The sequence below is a fragment of the Pseudoruegeria sp. HB172150 genome (assembly GCF_013184805.1).
Classification (GTDB): Bacteria; Pseudomonadota; Alphaproteobacteria; order Rhodobacterales; family Rhodobacteraceae; genus Psychromarinibacter.
Genome location: NZ_JAATNG010000007.1, coordinates 159,635 through 178,853, shown reverse-complemented (window position 1 = coordinate 178,853; position 19,219 = coordinate 159,635). Strand labels below are relative to the sequence as shown.

Below are 19,219 nucleotides of genomic sequence, written 5' to 3'. Positions count from 1 at the left end.
ATGGGCAAGACCGGTGTAATGATCTGCGGCCACGGCTCTCGCAGCCAGGCCGCGGTAGATGAGTTCGCGGTGCTGGCACGGAAGTTGCCGGACTACCTGCCCGACGAATGGCTGACCGATTACGGTTACCTGGAATTCGCTAACCCTGTGATCCGCGACGGGCTCGACCGGCTGCGCGAGGCAGGCTGCGACCGGATCCTCGCAGTGCCAGGGATGCTGTTCGCGGCGATGCATGCGAAGAACGACATCCCGACCGTACTCAACACCTACGCGGCGAAGCACGGGATCGAGATCACATATGGGCGAGAGCTGGGCGTCGATCCGAAGATGATCGCCGCCGCAGGGGCGCGGATCCGGGAGGCGCTGGATCGCGCGAATGCCGAACAGGGCGAGGTGCCGCTGCACGAAACCTGCCTCCTGGTGATCGGCCGAGGCGCGTCGGACCCCGACGCCAATGCCAACGTGTCCAAGATCGCGCGGATGCTGTGGGAGGGGATCGGGTTCGGCTGGTGCGAGGTGGGTTATTCCGGCGTCACCTTCCCGCTGGTGGAACCCTGCCTGAGCCATGTCACGCGGCTGGACTATAAACGTGTCGTGGTGTTTCCCTATTTCCTGTTCACCGGCATCCTGATCGACCGGATCTATGGTTTCACCGATAAGGTCGCCGCCGCGCATCCGGAGATCCAGTTCGTCAAGGCGGGCTACCTGAACGACCATGACAAGGTGCTGGAAACCTTCGCTGAGCGGGTCACCGAACAGGTCGGGGAAGTGCCGCCGCCAAACTGCGCCATGTGCAAGTACCGTACGCAGGTGCTTGGCTTCGAGGCCGAAGTCGGCGCAGTGCAGGAAAGCCACCATCACCATGTCGAGGGCCAGGGCGCCGCCGCGCCGGGTTCGAATGTGGCGGACTGTACGCTGTGCGGCGATTTCTGTACCGGGGAATGCCGGCTGGAGATGGCGGACCATCATCACCATCACCACGATCATGATCACGGGCATTCCCATGATCATGGCCACGATCACGGCCACCACCATCACGATCATCATCACGCGCCCTACCCGCATGCGGATCACCCGCTCGGCCCGGAGAGCGCGCGCCGCAAATGAGCGGACCGCTGTTCGATACGCATGTCGTCATCGACTGGTCGGCGCGCTCGCGGCCCAGCCCTGCAAGGCCGACGAAAGACGCAATCTGGTTTGCGGTTGTTCGTTACGGCGAGGCGGAGGCGCCGGTCTATTGCCGTACCCGTCACGAGGCCCGCGGACGGCTGACAGAGTTGTTCGTCGCCGAGGCGGATGCGGGACGCCGCGTGCTGGCTGGTTTCGACTTTCCGTTCGGCTACCCGGCTGGAGTTGCTGCGAAGGTCAGCGGGGGAAAAGGCGCACTGGACCTTTGGGACTGGATCGCGGGACGGGTTCAGGACCGCGACGACAACACGTCGAACCGCTTCGAAGTCGCAGCCGAGATTAACCGTCTTTATCCGGGGGTCGGCCCGTTCTGGGGGCGGCCGCAATCGTGGGACTATCCCGAAATTCCCATCGGCGGACGGGCGCGTCATGGGCATGGCCATCCACCGGAGCGCCGAATAGCCGATCGTCTGGCGAAGGGTGCCAAGACAGTCTGGCAACTTGCCTATACCGGCTCGGTTGGTTCTCAGGTGATACTCGGGCTGCCCACCCTCGCAGCCCTGCGCAACCATCCCGAACTGGCGGGCCGCATCGCCGTGTGGCCATTCGACTCGGGCCTCGCTGTGCCGGATGCCCAGATCGTGCTGGCGGAAATCTATCCGTCGCTGCTGCAGAAAGAGGCCCATGCGGCGCGGGAGGACGCCGAGGTGCTCGACTCCGCACAGGTGCGCATCAATGCGGAAGCCTTCTCGCGCCTCGACAGATCCGGCGGCCTTGCCGCACTGTTCGGCGGGTCGTCGGACCTGACCGAAGAAGAACGGCGTGTTATCGAGACCGAAGAGGCCTGGATATTGGGCCTTGGCCACGAAACAGCCCTTCGGTCCGCAGCCGTGAAGGAGGCTGCGTGCGCCCCTATCTGAAAGACCCCGCCGCGATCTATGCGGAGAGCTTTGCGACCGTCCGGCGCGAGACGCGGCTGGATCGGTTTCCGCCGGACCTCGCCGAGGTGGCGATCCGGGTGGTGCATGCGTGCGGAATGCCGGAAGTGGCGGACCGGCTGGCGTTTTCGACGGGCGTCGCCGCCAGCGCCCGCGCCGCGCTGGCGGCCGGCGCGCCGGTGCTGTGCGATTGTCAGATGGTCGCCTCGGGGATCATCGCGGGGCGGCTGGCGGGGAACGAGATCGTGGTGACGCTGAACGACGACCTGGTGCCGGGGCTGGCGAAGGAGCTGGAGACGACGCGCTCCGCCGCTGCGGTTGAACTGTGGCATGACCGGATTGATGGCGCGGTGGTGGCCATCGGCAATGCGCCGACAGCCCTGTTCCACTTGCTGGAAAAGCTGGACCGGGGATGGCCTAAGCCTGCCGCGATCCTGGCTTTTCCCGTGGGGTTTGTCGGTGCGGCGGAATCGAAGGCGGAACTGGCCAGCGATCCGCGCGGCACGGAGTTTCTGACGCTGCGGGGGCGGCGCGGCGGGTCGGCGATGGCGTCGGCGGCCGTGAACGCCCTGGCGGCAGGATTACCGGAGGAAACGCAATGAGCGCCCCATGGCTGCATGTCGTTGGCATCGGTGAGGACGGGCTGGCAGGGCTGACGCCCGCTACCCGCGCTGTGGTAGAGGCCGCCGAGGTAATCGTCGGCGGCGACCGGCATCATGATCTGTCGGAGACAGTCAGCGCCGAGCGCATCGCCTGGCCCAGCCCTTTCGACGCGATGATCGAGACGATCCGGGGGCTGCAAGGCCGCCGTGCGGTTGTGCTGGTGACAGGCGATCCGCTGTGGTTCTCGGTCGGAGCGCGGATCACCCGCGGGATTCCGGCATCGGAGATCGTGTTTCACCCGCAGCTGTCGGCGTTTCAGCTCGCCTCGGCCCGGATGGGTTGGTCGCTGGCCGATGTCGAGACGCTGACGGTACATGGCCGCCCGGTCGAACAGATGATCGCTTTCATCCAGCCCGATGCGCGGCTTTTGATCCTGACCACGGGCGAGGAGACGCCGGCGCAGATCGCCCGGTTCCTGACGGAGCGCGGATTCGGACAATCTCGGATGACCGTCTTCGCTGCAATGGGCGGCGACAGAGAACAGCGGTTCGACGGCGTCGCGGAAACCTGGGACAAGCAGGTGCCCGCCTTCAATACGCTGGCTGTCGAGTGTATTGCCGCGCCGGATGCGGCGCTGCTGCCGCGAGTGCCGGGGCTGTCGGATGACCTGTTCCGCAACGACGGCACGATGACCAAGCAGGAGGTGCGTGCAGCGACGCTGGCGAAACTGATGCCGATGCGCGCGGCGCTGCTGTGGGATATCGGGACCGGCTGCGGCTCTATCGCCGTCGAGTGGATGCGCGCCGCCCGATACGCCCGCGCCATCGGCATAGAGCCGCGCCCGGACCGGCGCGAGATGGCCGCCGCCAACGCGCTGGCGCTGGGCACCCCCCGGCTGGAGCTCATCGCGGGAGAAGCACCGGAGGCTCTGACCGGTCTGGAAGCGCCGGACGCGATCTTCATCGGCGGGGGCCTGTCAGTCGAGGTCTTCAACGCCGCCTGGGCGGCACTGAAGCCGCTGGGCCGGCTGGTCGCCAACGCGGTGACGTTGGAATCCGAGGCGGAACTGCTGGCGCTGCACAAGGAGCATGGCGGGCAGTTGGTGAAGCTGTTGGTTCACCGGGCGGAACCGGTGGGCGGATTGACCGGCTGGCGGCCGCTGATGCCGGTGACGCAATGGAGCCTCGTCAAGCGATGAGCGGCACACTTTATGGCGTCGGTCTGGGTCCGGGCGACCCGGAACTGATCACGCGAAAGGCGGCGCGGCTGATTGAGACCGCGCGGGTCGTGGCCTATCCGGCGCTGGCAGGGTCGGAGAGCCTGGCGCGGTCGATTGCCGCCGACCTGATCCCCGAGACGGCGCGGGAGATCGTGATGGACATCCCGATGACGCGGGAGCGTGAACCGGCGCAGGCGGCGTACGACGCGGCGGCTTCGGAAATCCGCGAGACGCTGAAGGCAGGCGACGACGTGGTGTGCCTGTGCGAGGGTGACCCATTCTTCTACGGCTCCTTCATGTATCTGCACGCGCGGCTTAAAGGCGAATTCGCGGTGGAGGTCGTGCCGGGTGTGACGTCCCTGACCGCCTGCGCTGCCCGCGCCGCGATGCCGCTGGCGGCGCGGAACGAGCGGGTGACGGTGCTGCCCGGCCCTCTGCCGGATGACGAGCTGGAATGGCGTATCGCCGGGGCGGAGAGCCTTGCGATCCTGAAAGTCGGACGGCACCTGCCGCGCATCCGCGCGGTGCTGGACCGGCTGGGACTGGCGGAGCAGGCGATCTATGTGGAGCGCGCGACGATGGCCGGTGAACGGGTGCTCCCGCTGGCCGGAGCGCCGGATGCGGCGCCGTATTTCTCGATGATACTGCTGACCAAGGGTGCGGACCCGTGGTTGTGACACCAGTCGTTCTGGCGCTGTCGCGCTCCGGCGCACCCGTGGCGCGGAAGGTAGCGGATGCTCTGGATGCGTCCCTGCACGGGCGCGAGGGGCGTGTTGACGAAGCCGACGTGTTCTTCCCGAACGCACTGGATCATGCGCGGGACCTGTTCGCGTCGGGGACGCCGGTGATCGGCGTCTGCGCCAGCGGCATCCTGATCCGCGCGGTTGCCCCGCTGCTGTCCGACAAGCAGGGCGAGCCGCCGGTGATTTCCGTGTCCGACGATGGCGCCGTGGTGGTGCCTCTGCTGGGCGGGCATCGCGGCGCGAACCGGCTCGCGAAACAGATCGCAGAGGCCCTGTCGGGGACCGCCGCAGTCACCACGGCAGGGGATGTGGCATTGGGTGTCGCGCTGGATGCGCCGCCAGCAGGCTTCCGGCTGGAGAACCCGGAGGACGCGCGTGAGGTCATGGCTGGGCTGCTGGCCGGGGACAGCTATGGACTGGCCGGCGGGTTCGAATGGATGACGCCGCTCGTCGCTGCGCCGAACGTGACGACAGGCGCTTTTCCCGCGGTGATGCGCGGGCCGTCGATGGCGGTGCTGTTCCGGCTGGAGGGCGGCAAGCCCGACCTGCGGGCGCCGTTCCTGACCTATCACCGGCAGGACCATGCGCTGGGCGTCGGCTGCGCGCGGAACTGCCCGCCTGATGAACTCTGGCGGCTGGTAAGCGCTGCGCTGGTCGAGGCCGAAGTGCCGGAGCAGTCCGTCGCGTCGGTCAATACCATCGTCCTGAAGGCCGATGAGCCGGCGATTCTGGCGCTGGCGGCGCGGCTGGACGTGCCATTGCGGTTCTTCGAGGCCGAGACTTTGGAGGCTGAGGCACCGCGACTGGCGAACCCGTCCGAGGTGGTCTTTTCCGAAGTCGGCTGTCACGGGGTCGCCGAGGGCGCAGCGCTGGCGGCGGCAGGCGCGGAATCGTTGCTGGCGATGGAAAAGCGCAAGAGCGCCAATGCCACCTGCGCGGTGGCGCGGGCCCCAAATGCAATCACGGCCTTCACCGGGCGCAGGCGTGGGCGGCTGTCGCTGGTCGGCATCGGGCCGGGGCAAGCGACATGGCGCACGCCCGAGGCGTCGCGGTTGATCGCGGAGGCGAACGAACTTGTCGGCTACGGTCTCTATATCGACCTTCTGGGTCCGCTGGCGGCGGGCAAGCCTCGCCACGATTTCCCGCTGGGCGGTGAGGAAGACCGCTGCCGTTTCGCACTGGAGCGCGCCGGAGAGGGTCGCGACGTGTCGCTGATCTGCTCGGGCGATGCCGGGATCTACGCGATGGGCGCGCTGGTCTTCGAACTGCTGGACCGCGAGAGTCATGGCGTGTCCGACGCAGCGCGACGGGTGGAGGTGATCTCGGCGCCCGGCGTGTCGGCGCTGCAGGCAGCGGCGGCTCGGGCGGGCGCGCCGCTGGGTCACGATTTCTGCGCGATCTCACTGTCGGACCTTCTGACACCGCGCGAAGATATCCTGCGGCGGATCCGGGCCGCCGCCGAGGGGGACTTCGTGATCGCCTTCTACAACCCTGTGTCGAAGCGCCGCCGAGATCTGCTGGCGCTGGCGCGGGATATCCTTTTGCGGCATCGGCCCGGTGATTGCCCAGTACTGCTGGCGTCCTCTCTGGGGCGGCCGGAAGAAGAACTGCGGTACCGGCGGCTGGAGGAGCTGCAGGTAGACGAGGTCGACATGCTGACCGTGGTGCTCGTCGGGTCATCGCAGTCGCGGCTCTGGGCCTCCAGTGAGGGGCCGCGGATGTACACGCCGCGCGGTTATGCGCGCAAGATCGACGGGGATCTGTCGGATGCGGGGTGATATGCCGCAATCGGCCCGTTTCGACCGAGCCGGGTGGCTTTCATGACGGTGTTTTTCGTCGGCGCGGGCCCCGGGGACCCGGAACTGCTGACGCTGAAAGCGGCGCGGATCATCGAGAGCTGCCCAGTCTGCCTCTACGCCGGTTCGCTTGTGCCCTCGGATGTGGTTGCGCGGGCGCCGGAAGGAGCGCGAGTGATGGACACGGCGCCGATGACGCTGGACGAAACCCACGCGGAAATCGTAGCGGCGCAGGCGCGCGGGCAGGACGTAGCGCGGGTACATTCGGGCGATCCGTCGCTCTACGGCGCCATCGCCGAACAGATCCGGCGGCTGGAGGTGGACGGCATCGCGTACGAGATCGTGCCGGGCGTACCGGCCTATGCCGCTGCTGCCGCGGCGCTGGGGCAGGAACTGACGATCCCTGAGATCGCGCAATCGGTCGTCCTGACCCGGATGTCGATGAAATCCACCGCGATGCCGGCCGGCGAAACGCTGGAGAATTTCGCGCGCACCGGCGCGACGCTGGCGATCCACCTTGGCATTCGGGCGTTGCGGGAGATCGAGCGACAGCTCATTCCTTACTATGGGGCCGATTGCCCGGCGGTGATCGCCTATCGCGTCGGCTGGCCCGATCAGATCCTGATCCGTGGCACGCTGTCGGACCTGCGGGAAAAAGCGCGGGCAGAGAAGATCACGCGTACCGCGCTGATCCTCGTCGGTCCGGCGCTGGCGCGCGGCCGCGACTTTCGCGACAGTGCGCTCTACGATCCGCACCACCCCCACGTGCTGCGGCCGGTTGCGAAATAGCACCTAGTTTCGGGTTTACCGAAAGTTAACTTGACCGAATCCAAATATGGCGCGATTCATTTCCCCAATGGAGGGGTACACGATGACCGACTACCTGCCAAAGGAGGTCCTCGAAGGGCTGGAGGCTGCCCGCAAGGCGGACCTCAAGAAAAAGAGCCGCCTGCGCGTGCGGGTGGGCGATGAACTGTTCCGTGTGCTGCGTTACTGGGAAGACGGCTTTGCGCTGGACAGGCACGATGCGCCGCATCTGCGCGGCTTTGTCGACCTCTACAACGGTGGGCAGCACCTGTATCAGGCTCTGATCGTTGCCAGCGCCGAAGAGAATGGCGAGATGGTCTATGAGTTTAAGCGCAACACAGCCGCTGTCGACAAGGCGCCGCTGGACTTCGTGCGCGACGAGAATGCGCCCGTCGCGCTTCTGGGGTCTCCCGACTGATTACTGAAGGTCGCCGAAGGCGCGTTCCATCCGCTCGATAGCCTCGATAAGCAGCGGGCGCGGCATGGCGATATTGAAGCGGTGGAAATGGTCGCCGCCCATGCCGAACTGTGCGCCTGGGCTCATCGCAATCTTAGCATCCTTGCGGATCCGGTCGGATGTCTGCCCGGGCAGCAGCCCGGTGCGTGAGAAATCGATCCAGGTCAGATAGGTCGATTTCATGTCCATGACGCGGACGCCCGGTATGCCCTCGATGTGCTCGCGCCAGAGGTCGAAGTTGTCCTTGAGATAGGCGCGTACCGCGTCACTCCAGTCGCCGCCGCTGGTCAGTGCCGCGCGGACCATGATCATGCCAAAGCGGTTCGGCGGGCCCGACATGTATTTCTGCACCGGTTCCAGCCGTTTCCGGATCTCCTCGTCCTCGGCAATGATGAACCCTGTCTCGCCGCCGGCGATATTGAAGCCCTTGGAGGCAGCGGTCAGGGTCACCAGCCGGTCCTTCGCCCGCGGTGCGGCGATGGCAGTTGGCACATGCTTCGAATCGGGAAAGACGAGGTCCATGTGGATCTCGTCCGAGATCAGGATCAGGTCATGCTTGACGCAGAAATCGGCCAGTGCCGAGATTTCTTCCGCCTCCCACAGCCGGCCGCCGGGATTGTGCGGCGAGCAGAGCACCACAGCCTTGACCCGGTCGGTCACCAGATCTTCCAGCGCATCGAGGTCCATCTCGTAGCGGCCGTCGTTGTTGACGAGTTCGGACTGCACGATCTCGCGCCCCATCGCCTGCAGCTTGTAGAAGAACGCGTGGTAGACCGGCGAGAACAGGACTACACCGTCGCCGCGTTCGGTGTATGCCTCCAGCACCTGGCCGAAGCCGGCGACAACCCCGGTGCTGTAGCTGATCCATTTCGGGTCGACCGCCCAGCCGTGCCGGTCGGTCATCCAGCCCGAGATCGCCTCGCTGACCGAAGATGGGTCGCCGAAATAGCCGAAAAACCCGTGTTCCGCCTCGCGGCGCACCGCCTCTCGGATCGCCGGGGCGCAGCCGAAATCCATGTCCGCGACCCACATCGCGATGCCGTCCGTCGGCGAAACCCCGGAAAACTCTTCCATGCGTCCCCATTTCGAGGAATCGATACCGCTCCGGTCCCGGATCTCGTCGAAGTTCATAAGTCGTGTCCTGTCGTTCAGTGAGTGCCGGGGCAAGCTATCCCCCTGACCGGCGGGCGCAAGTAACATTGCGCCTCGCAACTGCTTGACCTAAATGCGTCCCATGACCGTGAGAGACATCCTGATCCACCCAGATCCGCGCCTGAAAAAGGTCTGCCCGCCCGTCGCCGAGTTCACGCCGGAGCTCCGGGCGCTGGCCGACGACATGCTGCAGACGATGTACGAGGCACCCGGAATCGGGCTCGCTGCGCCGCAGGTGGGCGAGATGACGCGGCTTCTGGTCATGGATTGTGTCAAAGAAGAGAATGCAGCGCCACGTCCGATGGTGCTGATCAATCCCGAGGTCACCTGGACGTCGGAGGAGATGAACACCTACGAGGAAGGCTGCCTGTCGATCCCCGAGCAATATGCCGAAGTGGAGCGTCCTGCCGAGGTGAGCGTCGCCTGGCTGGATATCGACGGCAAGCCGCAGGAAGAACAGTTCGATGGGCTCTGGGCGACCTGTGTTCAGCACGAGATCGACCATCTCAACGGCAAGCTGTTTATCGATTACCTGAAGCCACTGAAACGCCAGATGATCACCCGCAAGATGGTCAAGCTGAAGCGGGAAAGGGCACGGCTGTGAGCCGTCTGCCGGTCCTGGTCTATGGCGACGAGCGCCTGAAGCAGGTGGCCCGCCCGGTGGGAGAGATCACCGACGAGATCCGCCGGCTGGCGGCGGACATGGCCGAGACCATGTACGACGCGCCCGGGCGCGGGCTGGCCGCGCCGCAGGTGGGCGTCGGGCTGCGTCTGTTCGTGATGGACTGCCACTGGAAGGACGGAGCGGAACGCGATCCGGTGGTGGTTATCGACCCGGAGATTGTCTGGGAATCCGAGGAACGGGCGACCGGCGAGGAGGGGTGTTTGTCGATCCCCGGCTTGCCGATGGATGTGCGGCGTCCGGCGGAGATCCGGCTGCTTTGGCGCACGCTCGATGGCGAGACCGTTGAGCGGCACCTGACCGGGCCGGAAGCCAGATGCGCGCAGCATGAATACGACCATCTCGATGGCGTACTGATCACCGACCGCGTTCCGCATCTGCGCCTTGCTGCGTTGGAACCGCAGTTGAAGGAGCTTGCGGCGCACGGGGGCACCGTGTGACCGCCCGGACCATCCTGCAATGGCCAGACAAGCGGCTGCAGACGATTGCGGATCCCGTGGAAGAGATCACCGACGAGATCCGCGCGATCTGGGACGACATGATCGATACGATGGAGGCGATGCCCGGCGTGGGCCTCGCCGCGCCGCAGATCGGTGTGATGCTGCGGCTGGCTGTGGTGGACGCCTCGGAAGAGCGCGGTCAGGCGGTGCGGCTGGCCAACCCGGAGATCCTGCACGCCTCGGTCAAACCGCGCGGGCACGAGGAGGCGAGCCCCTGCCTGCCCGGTGTCTCTGCCAGACTGGAGCGTCCGAGGGCGGTGACGGTGCGGTTCCTGAACGATCACGGCGAAGTGGAGGAGCGCGACTTCGTGCAGCTTTGGGCGACCTCGGTGCAGCACCAGATCGACCATCTGAACGGGCGGATGTACTTCGACAATCTCAGCCCGCTGAAACGGAAGATGCTGCTGAAGAGGGCGGCGAAGCGGCGCTGAGGGCGCAAGTTTTACTGGAATAGTCGGGCCGCGCCCAGCCTTAGGCGCAGCAGGCGTTCGTTGGGGCGCAGCAGCCAGACTCGATGGCCGGTTTGCAGAGGGCGCGTTCGTTTTCCAGCGGGATCACGATCTGTCCGCCCGCCGTTTCCGGCCTGCCCGGCGCGAACCGGGACAGTCCCAGATTGCCCGGCGCGCATTCGACGGCAAACGGCACGTCGGCCAGCCCCGGAATTGCCGCCAGGCCTTTCCGCAGGATCGATGCGACCTTACCGGCCACCAACGCTTCGCCATCCTGCCCGTCGAGCACCTGCACCAGCGCCTCGCGCCAGGCGTTGCGGCGGCCGCCGCAGTCGATGCTTTCGATATCGGCCAGTTTCAGTTCGGTGATGTGGTAGCCGTCGCCAAGCGCCGCGCCCTGCACGTGGAACCGGACGGGCAGGGCGGGATCGGCGCTTTCCAGCGTTTCGGCAAGGGCCAGCAGGGAGGCGGGGGCACGTGTCATCGGCGATTCTCCTTGCATATCTCAACAATTCAAGAAATATTGAGACATGGAAGAGAGTCAAGCACTGAAATCACTGTCCGCTCTGTCCGACGCTACGCGACTGCGGATGCTACGCTTCCTCGTGACCGCAGGGGAGGACGGCGCCCCGGCCGGTTCCATCGGAGAGCATGCAGGTGCCGCGCCGTCGCGGGCGTCGTTCCATCTTGCCGCGCTGGCGCAGGCGGGGCTGGTCGTTCCGGAGCGCGTGTCGCGACAGATCATCTATCGGGTGGATTTTGATGCGCTCGGCGGGCTTATGGGCTACCTGATCGAGGATTGCTGCGGCGGCCACCCGACGGTGCGGGCGTGCTGCGGACCGGCGAAGCGAACGGGAGCCTGAACATGCGCGTCGTCTTCATGGGAACGCCGGACTTTTCGGTGCCGGTGCTGGACGCTTTGGTCGAGGCCGGGCACGAGATTGCCTGCGTCTATTGTCAGCCGCCGCGCCCGGCGGGCCGGGGTAAGAAAGAGCGGCCGTCGCCGGTGCTGGCGCGGGCGGAGGCGTTGGGGCTGCCGGTGCGGCATCCGGCGCGGCTGCGCGATGCTGCCGACCAGCAGGCGTTTGCCGAGCTGGAGGCCGATGTGGCCGTGGTCGTCGCCTATGGGCTGATCCTGCCGAAACCGGTGCTCGAGGCGCCGAAGCACGGCTGCCTGAACATCCATGCCTCGCTGCTGCCGCGCTGGCGCGGCGCGGCGCCAATTCAGCGGGCGATCATGGCGGGGGATGCCGAGACCGGGGTCTGCATCATGCAGATGGAGGCGGGGCTGGATACCGGGCCGGTGCTGTTGCGCGAGGCGCTGGGGATCGGGGCGGAGGAGGCGGCCGGGACGCTGCACGACCGGCTGTCGGCGCTGGGCGCGCGACTGATCGTCGAAGCTCTGGCGCGGTTGCCGGATCTGGTGCCGGAGGTACAGCCGGAGGAGGGCGTGACCTATGCCGAAAAGATCGACAAGGCCGAGGCACGGATCGACTGGTCGAAGCCGGCGGCAGAGGTCGACCGGTTGATCCGCGGTCTCTCGCCTTTTCCCGGCGCCTGGACCATGCTGCGCGGCGAACGGTTGAAGCTTTTGTCGTCCCGGGTTGCCGATATGTCGGGCGTGCCGGGCACCGTTCTGGACGATGCGCTGACGGTGGCCTGCGGGTCCGGCGCGGTGCGGATCACGCGGCTGCAGCGGGCCGGGCGCGGGGCGCAGGACACGGCGGAGGTGCTGCGCGGCTGGGACATTGCGCCGGGCGAATCGATGGGCGGAGAGTAGGCCATGTTCTTCGCGTTCTTCGGTACGCTGTTTATCGCGTTCTGCGTCGGTGTCCTGTCGGAACGCTCCGGCTTTACCCGCAACGGCTACATCCCGTCGGTGCTGATCTGCCTTGGCGGCGCGGTGGCGTTCTATTTCCTGCGCGTGATGTTCGGGATCAGTTTCGGCAGCCACGGGCTGAACGCGATCATCTCGTCCATCGGCGCGCTAATCATCGTGCCGACGCATTTCCGGCGGTAGCGTTCTGGCGGGCCTCAGCTTGCCTTTTTCTTCGGCTTGAACGGCGCCATCCCGGCGCGGGCAAGCTCGTCGGCCTTCTCGTTCTCAGGATGGCCGGCGTGGCCCTTGATCCATTCCCACGTCACCCGGTGCCGCGCCTGCGCCTCGTCCAGCCGCTGCCAAAGCTCGACATTCTTCACTGGTTTGCCGCCGGATGTTTTCCAGCCGTTCCGCTTCCAGCCATGGATCCAGCCGGTCACACCGTTCTTCACATAGGCGCTGTCCGTCACCACGGTGATCTCGCTTGGTCGCCCCAGCGCCTCAAGTGCGCGGATCGCGGCCATCAACTCCATGCGGTTGTTGGTGGTCTCGGCCTCGCCGCCCTTCAGCTCGCGTTCCTTCAGGACGGTGTCGCCGTCCTTCGCAAGCAGCAGCACGCCCCAGCCCCCCGGCCCGGGATTCCCGGAACAGGCACCGTCGGTATAGGCGAAAAGGTCAGGCACGGGCGCCCAGCACGATGGATTTCGCCAGCTTGCCGTCCAGGCCCTTGCCCTCGCCGAAAGACCGCGAAATTACGGTAAACCCGGCAGCTTCCAGCAACCCGGTAATCTCTTCATCGGTGTAATAGGCGTAAAACCGGCCAAGCGTGTCGCGATGCGCGCCCTCGCCCATCTTCAACCCGATGGACAGAACGCCGTCGGGCCGCAGCGCGCGGCGTATTGTGGCAAGATGCTCCGGCATCCGGTCCTTCGGCGCATGAAGCAGGCTGAACGAAGCGAGTACACCGTCATAGGTGTCCACCTCATCGAGATCGTCGAAGGTCGCGACGGTGACGTCGAGGTCGAACAGCACCTTGGCCTGCGCGGCCATTTCGGGAGAGGCGTCGGTGGCCGTCACCTCGTGCCCGAGGTCGCGCAGCCTTGCGGCGAGGTGGCCAGGGCCGCAGCCGAGGTCGAGCACCCGCGACTGTTCGGGCAGCGTATTCAGCAGCGCCTTGAGGACCGGGTCCTTATCGGTGTCCGCCACGATCTCGGCATAACGCGCCGCGTCGCGGGCGTAGACGCCCAGAGTTTCCGCATCGGCGCCGGTCATGCCCGCTCCAGCGCCAGCCGCCCGGCGAGCAGCGCGAAGATCGCGGCGAAAGAGCGGTTCAGCCAGCGCATCGCCCGTGCGCTGGACAGCAGCCAGCGCCGCGCCTCGGCGGCGAAAAGGCCGTAGCAGACGAAGATGCCAAACGTCAGGGCCATGAACACTGCGCCCAGTTCGGCCATCTCCAGCGTCGCCGTGGCGGGATTGCCCGACAGGAACGGCGGCAGCAGCGCCAGGAAGAAGATCGACAATTTCGGGTTCAGGACATTCAGCAGCACGCCCCGCCACGCGATGCGCGGTCCAGCTTCTCGCCGGGTTTCCGCCTGCACGGAGAGAGCGCCATCAGCCTGCAGCGCCTGCCGGGCCAGCCAGAGCAGGTAGGCGACACCGGCGAATTTCACGACCGTGAACAGGACTGCCGAGGCGTGCAGAACCGCCGCCAATCCCAGTATCGCCGCCGCCAGATGCGGCACGATCCCGAAGGCGCAGCCGAGCGCGGCCCAGATAGAAGCTTTCGTGCCCTGACCCAGTCCGATGGCGAGCGTGTAGATCACGCCGGTGCCGGGGATCAGGCAGACTACGATCGCGGTCAGCAGGAATTCGGCGGTCATGGGAGGCTCCTTCAACGGCGCTGACAATCGCCCGCGCCGCCGGAATGGTCAACCATGCAGCCAGCCCGTCAGGCAGGTTCCCGCAACACGCGCGGAACCTTGAACTCGACGCGCTCGATGGCGGTTTCCACCGGCTCGACCGTGACGTCGAAGCGGGCGCGGAACGCGTCGATCACCTCGTTCACCAGCACCTCCGGCGCCGAGGCACCCGCGGTGATCCCGACCGAGGTAATTCCTTCAAGCGCGCGCCAGTCGATGTCGGTGGCACGCTGCACCAGCTGCGAATAGGAACAGCCCGCGGCCGCACCGACCTCCACCAGCCGTTTCGAGTTCGACGAGTTCGGCGCGCCGATCACCAGGATCGCGTCGACCTTGGGAGCGACCGACTTCACCGCTTCCTGCCGGTTGGTGGTCGCGTAGCAGATGTCTTCCTTGTGCGGGCCGACGATCTGCGGGAAGCGCGCCTTCAGCGCGGCGACGATGCCCGCGGTGTCATCGACCGACAGGGTTGTCTGGGTGATGAAGGCAAGCTTCTCGGGATCGCGCGGGTCCAGGCCGGCCACGTCGTCCACGGTTTCGACCAGCAGCACTTCGCCCTCGGGTAGCTGGCCCATGGTGCCAAGCGTCTCGGGGTGGCCGGCATGGCCGATCATGACCATCTGCAGGCCGTTCGCGAAATGGCGCTCGGCTTCGATATGCACCTTCGAAACCAGCGGGCAGGTGGCGTCGACATAGACCATGTTGCGCCGCCTTGCCTCAGCCGGGACGGCCTTGGGCACGCCGTGGGCGGAGAAGATCACCGGGCGGTCCGGCGGGCATTCGTCCAGCTCTTCGACGAAGACGGCGCCCTTTGCGCGCAGCCCGTCGACGACGAAGCGATTGTGCACGATCTCGTGCCGGACATAGACCGGCGCGCCCCATTTCTGCAGCGCCATCTCGACGATCTTGATCGCCCGGTCCACGCCCGCACAGAACCCGCGCGGCGCGGCGAGATAGAGGATGAGGGAGGGTTTGGACATTCGCGCGCCTTGTTCTTTGCCCCAGACCTAGGATGCCTTGGCCATCAGGTCCAGAGTACCGCGGCGTACATGCCAAAGAACCGCGCGGGTGAAACCCGCGAGGCCCGAGATTTTGCAGGGTCGCGCGATTTACTCGACGGTTTCCTGCTGCGCCGGCTCGGACGCATCGCGCGGTTCGCGCGGTGGCCGTCCGATCACTTCCTTCAACTCGTCCAACTCGATGAAGTTATCGGCCTGGCGGCGAAGTTCGTCGGCGATCATCGGCGGTTGGCTGCGGATCGTCGAAACGACGGATACGCGCACACCTTTGCGTTGCAATGCCTCGACCAGTGGGCGGAAATCGCCGTCGCCGGAGAACAGCACGATATGGTCGACATAGGCGGCAAGTTCCATGGCATCGACGGTGAGCTCGATATCCATGTTTCCCTTGACCTTGCGCCGACCCTGGCTGTCGACATACTCCTTGGCCGGTTTCGTCACCATCGAGAAGCCATTATAATGCAGCCAGTCGACGAGAGGACGAATCGGCGAATAGTCGTCATTCTCCAGCAGCGCCGTGTAGTAGAATGCACGTAGCAGTTTCCCGCGTCGCATGAACTCTTGGCGTAGCAGTTTATAGTCGATATCGAACCCGAGCGATTTTGCAGCGGCGTAAAGGTTCGATCCGTCGATGAACAGCGCAAGCCGTTCGTCTCTGTAGAACATAAATTTTGCCCCTTCGGTTAATGAGTTTCGCCAATGACGTCCGTGAGTGTGTGTTTAACAATCGTTGTGGCGAAACTGCCGGGTAGAATAGGCTGAAAATCCCTGCTCGCAAGAGACCTATGAGGTGAAATGCGTCATAATTTCGTCACGACGCAGCGAAAAACCTTCGTCGCACTGGGCGCAAATCTGCAGCTTTCATGCAGTACGCCGGCAGAGACACTGACCAAGGCGCTGGACCGGCTGCATGATTCGCCACTCGAGGTGACAGCGAAGAGCCGCCTGTTCAAAACACCGTGCTTTCCGGCCGGGGCGGGCCCCGACTATGTGAATTCCGTTGTGCAACTGGAGGGTGATCTACAGCCCGGTCAGGTCTTGGCGCTGCTACATGCGATCGAGGCAGAATTCGGCCGGCACCGCGTGCAGCGCTGGGGCAGCCGCACGCTGGATCTGGATCTTCTGGCGCTGGACGACGCGGTTCTGCCGGACCGCAACACCTTTGAAAGATGGCACGATCTGCCGGTGGTGGAGCAGCCGAAGACCGCGCCGGACCAGCTGATCCTGCCGCACCCGCGGATGCACGAGCGTGCCTTTGTGCTGGTTCCGATGCTGGATATCGCGCCCGACTGGCCGCATCCGGTGCTTGGGGTCACAGTGCGCGAAATGGTCGCGGCCCTGCCGAAAGCGGACGTCGAGGCCGTAATCCCCCTGTAAATCACGGCGAAACACCCCAGATAACCTTGTCAAGCGTGGAAAGAACGCGTATTCAGGCGCCTCTAGATCTCCCAGACTAGGATTGGAGTACACATGGCCCGCGTTACGGTCGAAGATTGCGTTGACAAGGTCCCGAACCGGTTTGAGCTGGTAATGCTTGCGGCCCATCGTGCGCGCGAAATCTCTTCTGGTGCGTCGCTGACGGTCGACCGCGACAACGATAAGAACCCTGTCGTTTCTCTGCGTGAGATCGCCGAGGAAACCCAGCAGGCCGAGGATCTGCGCGAGCGGATGATCGAAAGCAACCAGACCCAGATCGAGGTCGACGAGCCCGAAGAGGATGCGATGGCGCTCCTCATGGGGGCCGAACAGGACAAGCCCGCCGACGACGACATGTCCGAAGAGAAGCTGCTGCGCGCGCTGATGGAAGCGCAGGAGCCGAAGTAAGGGGAAGCTTCCATGGCGCTGGACCGATTGATCGAGGTCGATGACCTGATCGACAGGGTCCGCGCCTACAACCCCCGCACCAACGAAGATCTGATCCGCGCCGCCTATGACTATGGTGGCCGGATGCATGCCGGGCAGTTCCGGCATTCGGGCGAAGCCTACTTCACCCATCCGGTTGCCGTTGCCTCGATCCTGACAGAGATGCGGCTGGACGATGCGACCATCATCACCGCGCTGCTGCACGACACGATCGAGGATACTCGGTCGACCTACGGAGAAATTTCCGAGCGGTTCGGCAATGAAGTGGCTGAACTTGTCGATGGCGTGACAAAGCTGACCAATCTGCAGCTATCGTCCTCGGAATCGAAACAGGCAGAGAACTTCCGCAAGCTGTTCATGGCCATGTCCAAGGACCTGCGGGTGATTCTCGTGAAGCTCGCCGACCGTCTGCACAACATGCGAACCATCAAGGCGATGCGGCCCGAAAAGCAGGCCCAGAAGGCGCGCGAGACGATGGACATCTTCGCTCCGCTCGCCGGCCGCATGGGCATGCAGTGGATGCGCGACGAGCTGGAGGATCTGGCCTTCGCGGTGCTGAACCCGGATGGCCGGAACTCGATCATGCGGCGCTTCGTCCGGCTCCAGCGCGAGACCGGCGACGTCGTCAAGAAGATCACCGCCGACATCCGCAAGGAACTGAAGAAGAACGGCATCGCGGCCGAGGTCGAGGGCCGCGCGAAGCGTCCCTATTCGATCTGGCGCAAGATGCAGGAAAAGGGCCTGTCGTTCTCGCGCCTGTCGGACATCTACGGATTTCGCATCCTGTGCAGGGACGAGGCGGACTGTTACCGCGTGCTGGGCGCGATGCACCAGCGCTGGCGTGCTGTGCCGGGACGTTTCAAGGATTATATCAGCCAGCCTAAGACGAACGGTTATCGTTCCATCCATACCACGGTGTCCGGGCGTGACGGACGGCGGGTGGAGATCCAGATCCGCACTTTCCAGATGCACGACGTGGCAGAGACCGGCGTTGCCGCGCACTGGTCCTATCGTGATGGTGTGCCGTCGGAGAACCCCTTCGCCGTCGATCCTACCAAGTGGATCGCCAGCCTGACCGAGCAGTTCGAGAATGCCGAGGATCATGACGAGTTCCTCGAGCATGTGAAGCTGGAGATGTACGCCGACCAGGTGTTCTGCTTCACGCCCAAGGGTGACGTGGTGAAGTTGCCGCGCGGCGCCACACCGCTGGACTTCGCCTACGCAATCCACACCCGGATCGGTGACAGCTGTGTTGGCGCAAAGGTCGATGCAATGCGCGTGCCGTTGTGGACGCGGCTGAAGAACGGACAATCCTGCGAAATCATCACCGCCGCTGGCCAGCGACCGCAATCGACCTGGATCGACATCGTCGTGACCGGCCGGGCTAAGGCGGCGATCCGCCGCTCTCTGCGCGAGGAGGATCGCGAGCGGTTCGTGAAACTCGGCTGGGAGCTGGCCCGGGTCGCGTTTGAGCATGTCGGCAAGCGGGTCACCGACAAGGCGCTGTCAACTGCCGCCAAGCAGATGGGGCTCGTGACGTCCGAGGAACTGCTGGCCCGGCTCGGGTCTGCGGAACTGACCGCACGCGAGGTCGTGGCGACCCTGTATCCGGATATCAGCGATGCGACCGAGGACGAAATCGACGTGTCCCGTGCCGTCATCGGCCTGGATCCCGATCAACATTTCGAGCGCGCGAATTGTTGTCAGCCGGTGCCCGGAGAGCGCATCGTCGGCATTTCCTACCGCGGCAAGGGCGTGATCATCCACGCAATCGAGTGCCTGGCGCTTGAGGAATTCCAGGACAGTCCCGAGCGCTGGGTCGACCTGCACTGGCATTCCGGCAACCATCCGGCGGTGCATACGGTCAGCCTTGACGTCACGATCGCAAACGACTCTGGCGTGCTTGGCAGGATTTGCACATTGATCGGAGAGCAGAAGGCCAATATCTCCAACCTGCAATTTGTCGACAGGAAACCGGACTTCTTTCGCCTCATTATCGACGTCGACCTGAGGGATGCAGAGCACCTGCACGCGGTAATGCTGGCGGTTGAGGCGGAAAGTGATGTCGCCGCGATCGAGCGGCACCGCGATCTGGAACGCAAGCCCTAAGGAGGCAGCAGACAGT

The 19,219-nt window shown here is 65.1% G+C and carries 24 protein-coding genes; 17 read left to right on the top strand and 7 right to left on the bottom strand.

The genetic code is table 11. The features are described 5' to 3' along the window. The 8 genes from HCO70_RS22760 to HCO70_RS22725 all read left to right on the top strand — a co-directional run bounded on the left by HCO70_RS22760 (position 1) and on the right by HCO70_RS22725 (position 7,652). The gene (locus HCO70_RS22760) at positions 1–1,107 is read left to right on the top strand and encodes a sirohydrochlorin chelatase (protein WP_172300200.1); all 1,107 of its coding nucleotides are present in this window, start codon (positions 1–3) and stop codon (positions 1,105–1,107) included. Then, positions 1,104–2,048 carry a hypothetical protein gene (locus HCO70_RS22755; protein WP_172300199.1) on the top strand — a complete coding sequence of 315 codons (945 nt, stop codon included), beginning with the start codon at positions 1,104–1,106 and terminating at the stop codon, positions 2,046–2,048. Before HCO70_RS22760 ends, HCO70_RS22755 begins: the two co-directional genes overlap by 4 nt. After that, a complete protein-coding gene (locus HCO70_RS22750) occupies positions 2,033–2,668 on the top strand; it encodes a precorrin-8X methylmutase (RefSeq protein ID WP_172300198.1) in 636 nt (211 codons plus the stop codon). The genes HCO70_RS22755 and HCO70_RS22750 overlap by 16 nt, the downstream gene beginning before the upstream one ends. Further along, positions 2,665–3,867 (top strand): precorrin-6y C5,15-methyltransferase (decarboxylating) subunit CbiE, encoded by a 1,203-nt coding sequence (gene cbiE, locus HCO70_RS22745; protein WP_172300197.1) that lies wholly within the window; start codon positions 2,665–2,667, stop codon positions 3,865–3,867. Before HCO70_RS22750 ends, cbiE begins: the two co-directional genes overlap by 4 nt. Further along, the gene (gene cobI, locus HCO70_RS22740; protein ID WP_172300196.1) at positions 3,864–4,565 is read left to right on the top strand and encodes a precorrin-2 C(20)-methyltransferase; all 702 of its coding nucleotides are present in this window, start codon (positions 3,864–3,866) and stop codon (positions 4,563–4,565) included. The genes cbiE and cobI overlap by 4 nt, the downstream gene beginning before the upstream one ends. Further along, positions 4,556–6,409 (top strand): precorrin-3B C(17)-methyltransferase, encoded by a 1,854-nt coding sequence (cobJ, locus tag HCO70_RS22735; protein ID WP_172300195.1) that lies wholly within the window; start codon positions 4,556–4,558, stop codon positions 6,407–6,409. Before cobI ends, cobJ begins: the two co-directional genes overlap by 10 nt. A gap of 42 nt (positions 6,410–6,451) precedes the next feature. Then, the gene (gene cobM / locus HCO70_RS22730) at positions 6,452–7,216 is read left to right on the top strand and encodes a precorrin-4 C(11)-methyltransferase (protein ID WP_172300194.1); all 765 of its coding nucleotides are present in this window, start codon (positions 6,452–6,454) and stop codon (positions 7,214–7,216) included. Between the two features lie 82 nt (positions 7,217–7,298). Further along, complete coding sequence (locus HCO70_RS22725) at positions 7,299–7,652, top strand: hypothetical protein (RefSeq protein ID WP_172300193.1); 354 nt, start codon at positions 7,299–7,301, stop codon at positions 7,650–7,652. Here the strand turns inward: HCO70_RS22725 and HCO70_RS22720 are convergent, their stop codons facing one another. Beyond that, a complete protein-coding gene (locus tag HCO70_RS22720; RefSeq protein WP_172300192.1) occupies positions 7,653–8,822 on the bottom strand; it encodes a MalY/PatB family protein in 1,170 nt (389 codons plus the stop codon). Positions 8,823–8,925: 103 nt separating this feature from the next. Here HCO70_RS22720 and def (HCO70_RS22715) point away from each other — a divergent pair, with 103 nt between their 5' ends. From def (HCO70_RS22715) to def (HCO70_RS22705), 3 genes are read left to right on the top strand one after another with little or no spacing between them, the layout of a single operon-like run. After that, positions 8,926–9,447, top strand: a complete 522-nt coding sequence (gene def, locus HCO70_RS22715) for a peptide deformylase (RefSeq protein ID WP_172300191.1) — start codon at positions 8,926–8,928, stop codon at positions 9,445–9,447. Then, positions 9,444–9,965: a peptide deformylase gene (gene def / locus HCO70_RS22710; RefSeq protein WP_172300190.1), complete on the top strand. Its 522-nt coding sequence runs from the start codon at positions 9,444–9,446 to the stop codon at positions 9,963–9,965. Before def (HCO70_RS22715) ends, def (HCO70_RS22710) begins: the two co-directional genes overlap by 4 nt. Beyond that, positions 9,962–10,456, top strand: coding sequence for a peptide deformylase (gene def / locus HCO70_RS22705; protein WP_172300189.1), 495 nt, complete (start codon positions 9,962–9,964; stop codon positions 10,454–10,456). Before def (HCO70_RS22710) ends, def (HCO70_RS22705) begins: the two co-directional genes overlap by 4 nt. A 40-nt stretch (positions 10,457–10,496) precedes the next feature. On the opposite strand, the gene HCO70_RS22700 is transcribed toward def (HCO70_RS22705), so the two are convergent. Then, a complete protein-coding gene (locus HCO70_RS22700) occupies positions 10,497–10,958 on the bottom strand; it encodes a DUF6428 family protein (RefSeq protein WP_172300188.1) in 462 nt (153 codons plus the stop codon). Between the two features lie 46 nt (positions 10,959–11,004). Between HCO70_RS22700 and HCO70_RS22695 the strand changes: the two genes are divergently transcribed. Genes HCO70_RS22695 through HCO70_RS22685 form a run of 3 tightly spaced genes read left to right on the top strand, consistent with a single transcriptional unit; the run spans position 11,005 to position 12,494 of the window. Then, complete coding sequence (locus HCO70_RS22695; protein WP_172300187.1) at positions 11,005–11,337, top strand: helix-turn-helix transcriptional regulator; 333 nt, start codon at positions 11,005–11,007, stop codon at positions 11,335–11,337. Positions 11,338–11,339: 2 nt separating this feature from the next. Continuing rightward, a complete protein-coding gene (fmt, locus tag HCO70_RS22690) occupies positions 11,340–12,254 on the top strand; it encodes a methionyl-tRNA formyltransferase (protein ID WP_172300186.1) in 915 nt (304 codons plus the stop codon). A 3-nt stretch (positions 12,255–12,257) separates the two neighbouring features. Next, positions 12,258–12,494, top strand: coding sequence for a hypothetical protein (locus HCO70_RS22685; protein ID WP_172300185.1), 237 nt, complete (start codon positions 12,258–12,260; stop codon positions 12,492–12,494). A 14-nt stretch (positions 12,495–12,508) separates the two neighbouring features. Here HCO70_RS22685 and rnhA read toward each other — a convergent pair whose 3' ends face one another. The 5 genes from rnhA to HCO70_RS22660 all read right to left on the bottom strand — a co-directional run bounded on the left by rnhA (position 12,509) and on the right by HCO70_RS22660 (position 15,897). Continuing rightward, the gene (gene rnhA, locus HCO70_RS22680) at positions 12,509–12,976 is read right to left on the bottom strand and encodes a ribonuclease HI (RefSeq protein WP_172300184.1); all 468 of its coding nucleotides are present in this window, start codon (positions 12,974–12,976) and stop codon (positions 12,509–12,511) included. Continuing rightward, positions 12,969–13,565, bottom strand: coding sequence for a class I SAM-dependent methyltransferase (locus HCO70_RS22675; RefSeq protein WP_172300183.1), 597 nt, complete (start codon positions 13,563–13,565; stop codon positions 12,969–12,971). The genes rnhA and HCO70_RS22675 overlap by 8 nt, the downstream gene beginning before the upstream one ends. Then, positions 13,562–14,173: a LysE family translocator gene (locus HCO70_RS22670; protein WP_172300182.1), complete on the bottom strand. Its 612-nt coding sequence runs from the start codon at positions 14,171–14,173 to the stop codon at positions 13,562–13,564. The genes HCO70_RS22675 and HCO70_RS22670 overlap by 4 nt, the downstream gene beginning before the upstream one ends. 68 nt (positions 14,174–14,241) lie before the next feature. Further along, entirely contained in the window at positions 14,242–15,192 is a 951-nt protein-coding gene (ispH, locus tag HCO70_RS22665; RefSeq protein ID WP_172300181.1) for a 4-hydroxy-3-methylbut-2-enyl diphosphate reductase, read from the bottom strand. Between the two features lie 129 nt (positions 15,193–15,321). After that, entirely contained in the window at positions 15,322–15,897 is a 576-nt protein-coding gene (locus HCO70_RS22660; RefSeq protein ID WP_172300180.1) for an NYN domain-containing protein, read from the bottom strand. Positions 15,898–16,026: 129 nt separating this feature from the next. Between HCO70_RS22660 and folK the strand changes: the two genes are divergently transcribed. The 3 genes from folK (at position 16,027) to HCO70_RS22645 (ending at position 19,203) form a co-directional block, all read left to right on the top strand. Further along, positions 16,027–16,608 carry a 2-amino-4-hydroxy-6-hydroxymethyldihydropteridine diphosphokinase gene (gene folK, locus HCO70_RS22655; protein ID WP_172300179.1) on the top strand — a complete coding sequence of 194 codons (582 nt, stop codon included), beginning with the start codon at positions 16,027–16,029 and terminating at the stop codon, positions 16,606–16,608. 93 nt (positions 16,609–16,701) lie between these two features. Next, the gene (gene rpoZ, locus HCO70_RS22650; protein WP_172300178.1) at positions 16,702–17,055 is read left to right on the top strand and encodes a DNA-directed RNA polymerase subunit omega; all 354 of its coding nucleotides are present in this window, start codon (positions 16,702–16,704) and stop codon (positions 17,053–17,055) included. 27 nt (positions 17,056–17,082) lie between these two features. Continuing rightward, on the top strand, positions 17,083–19,203 hold the full coding sequence (locus tag HCO70_RS22645; protein WP_172300311.1) for a bifunctional (p)ppGpp synthetase/guanosine-3',5'-bis(diphosphate) 3'-pyrophosphohydrolase: 2,121 nt from the start codon (positions 17,083–17,085) through the stop codon (positions 19,201–19,203). Positions 19,204–19,219: the final 16 nt, after the last annotated feature.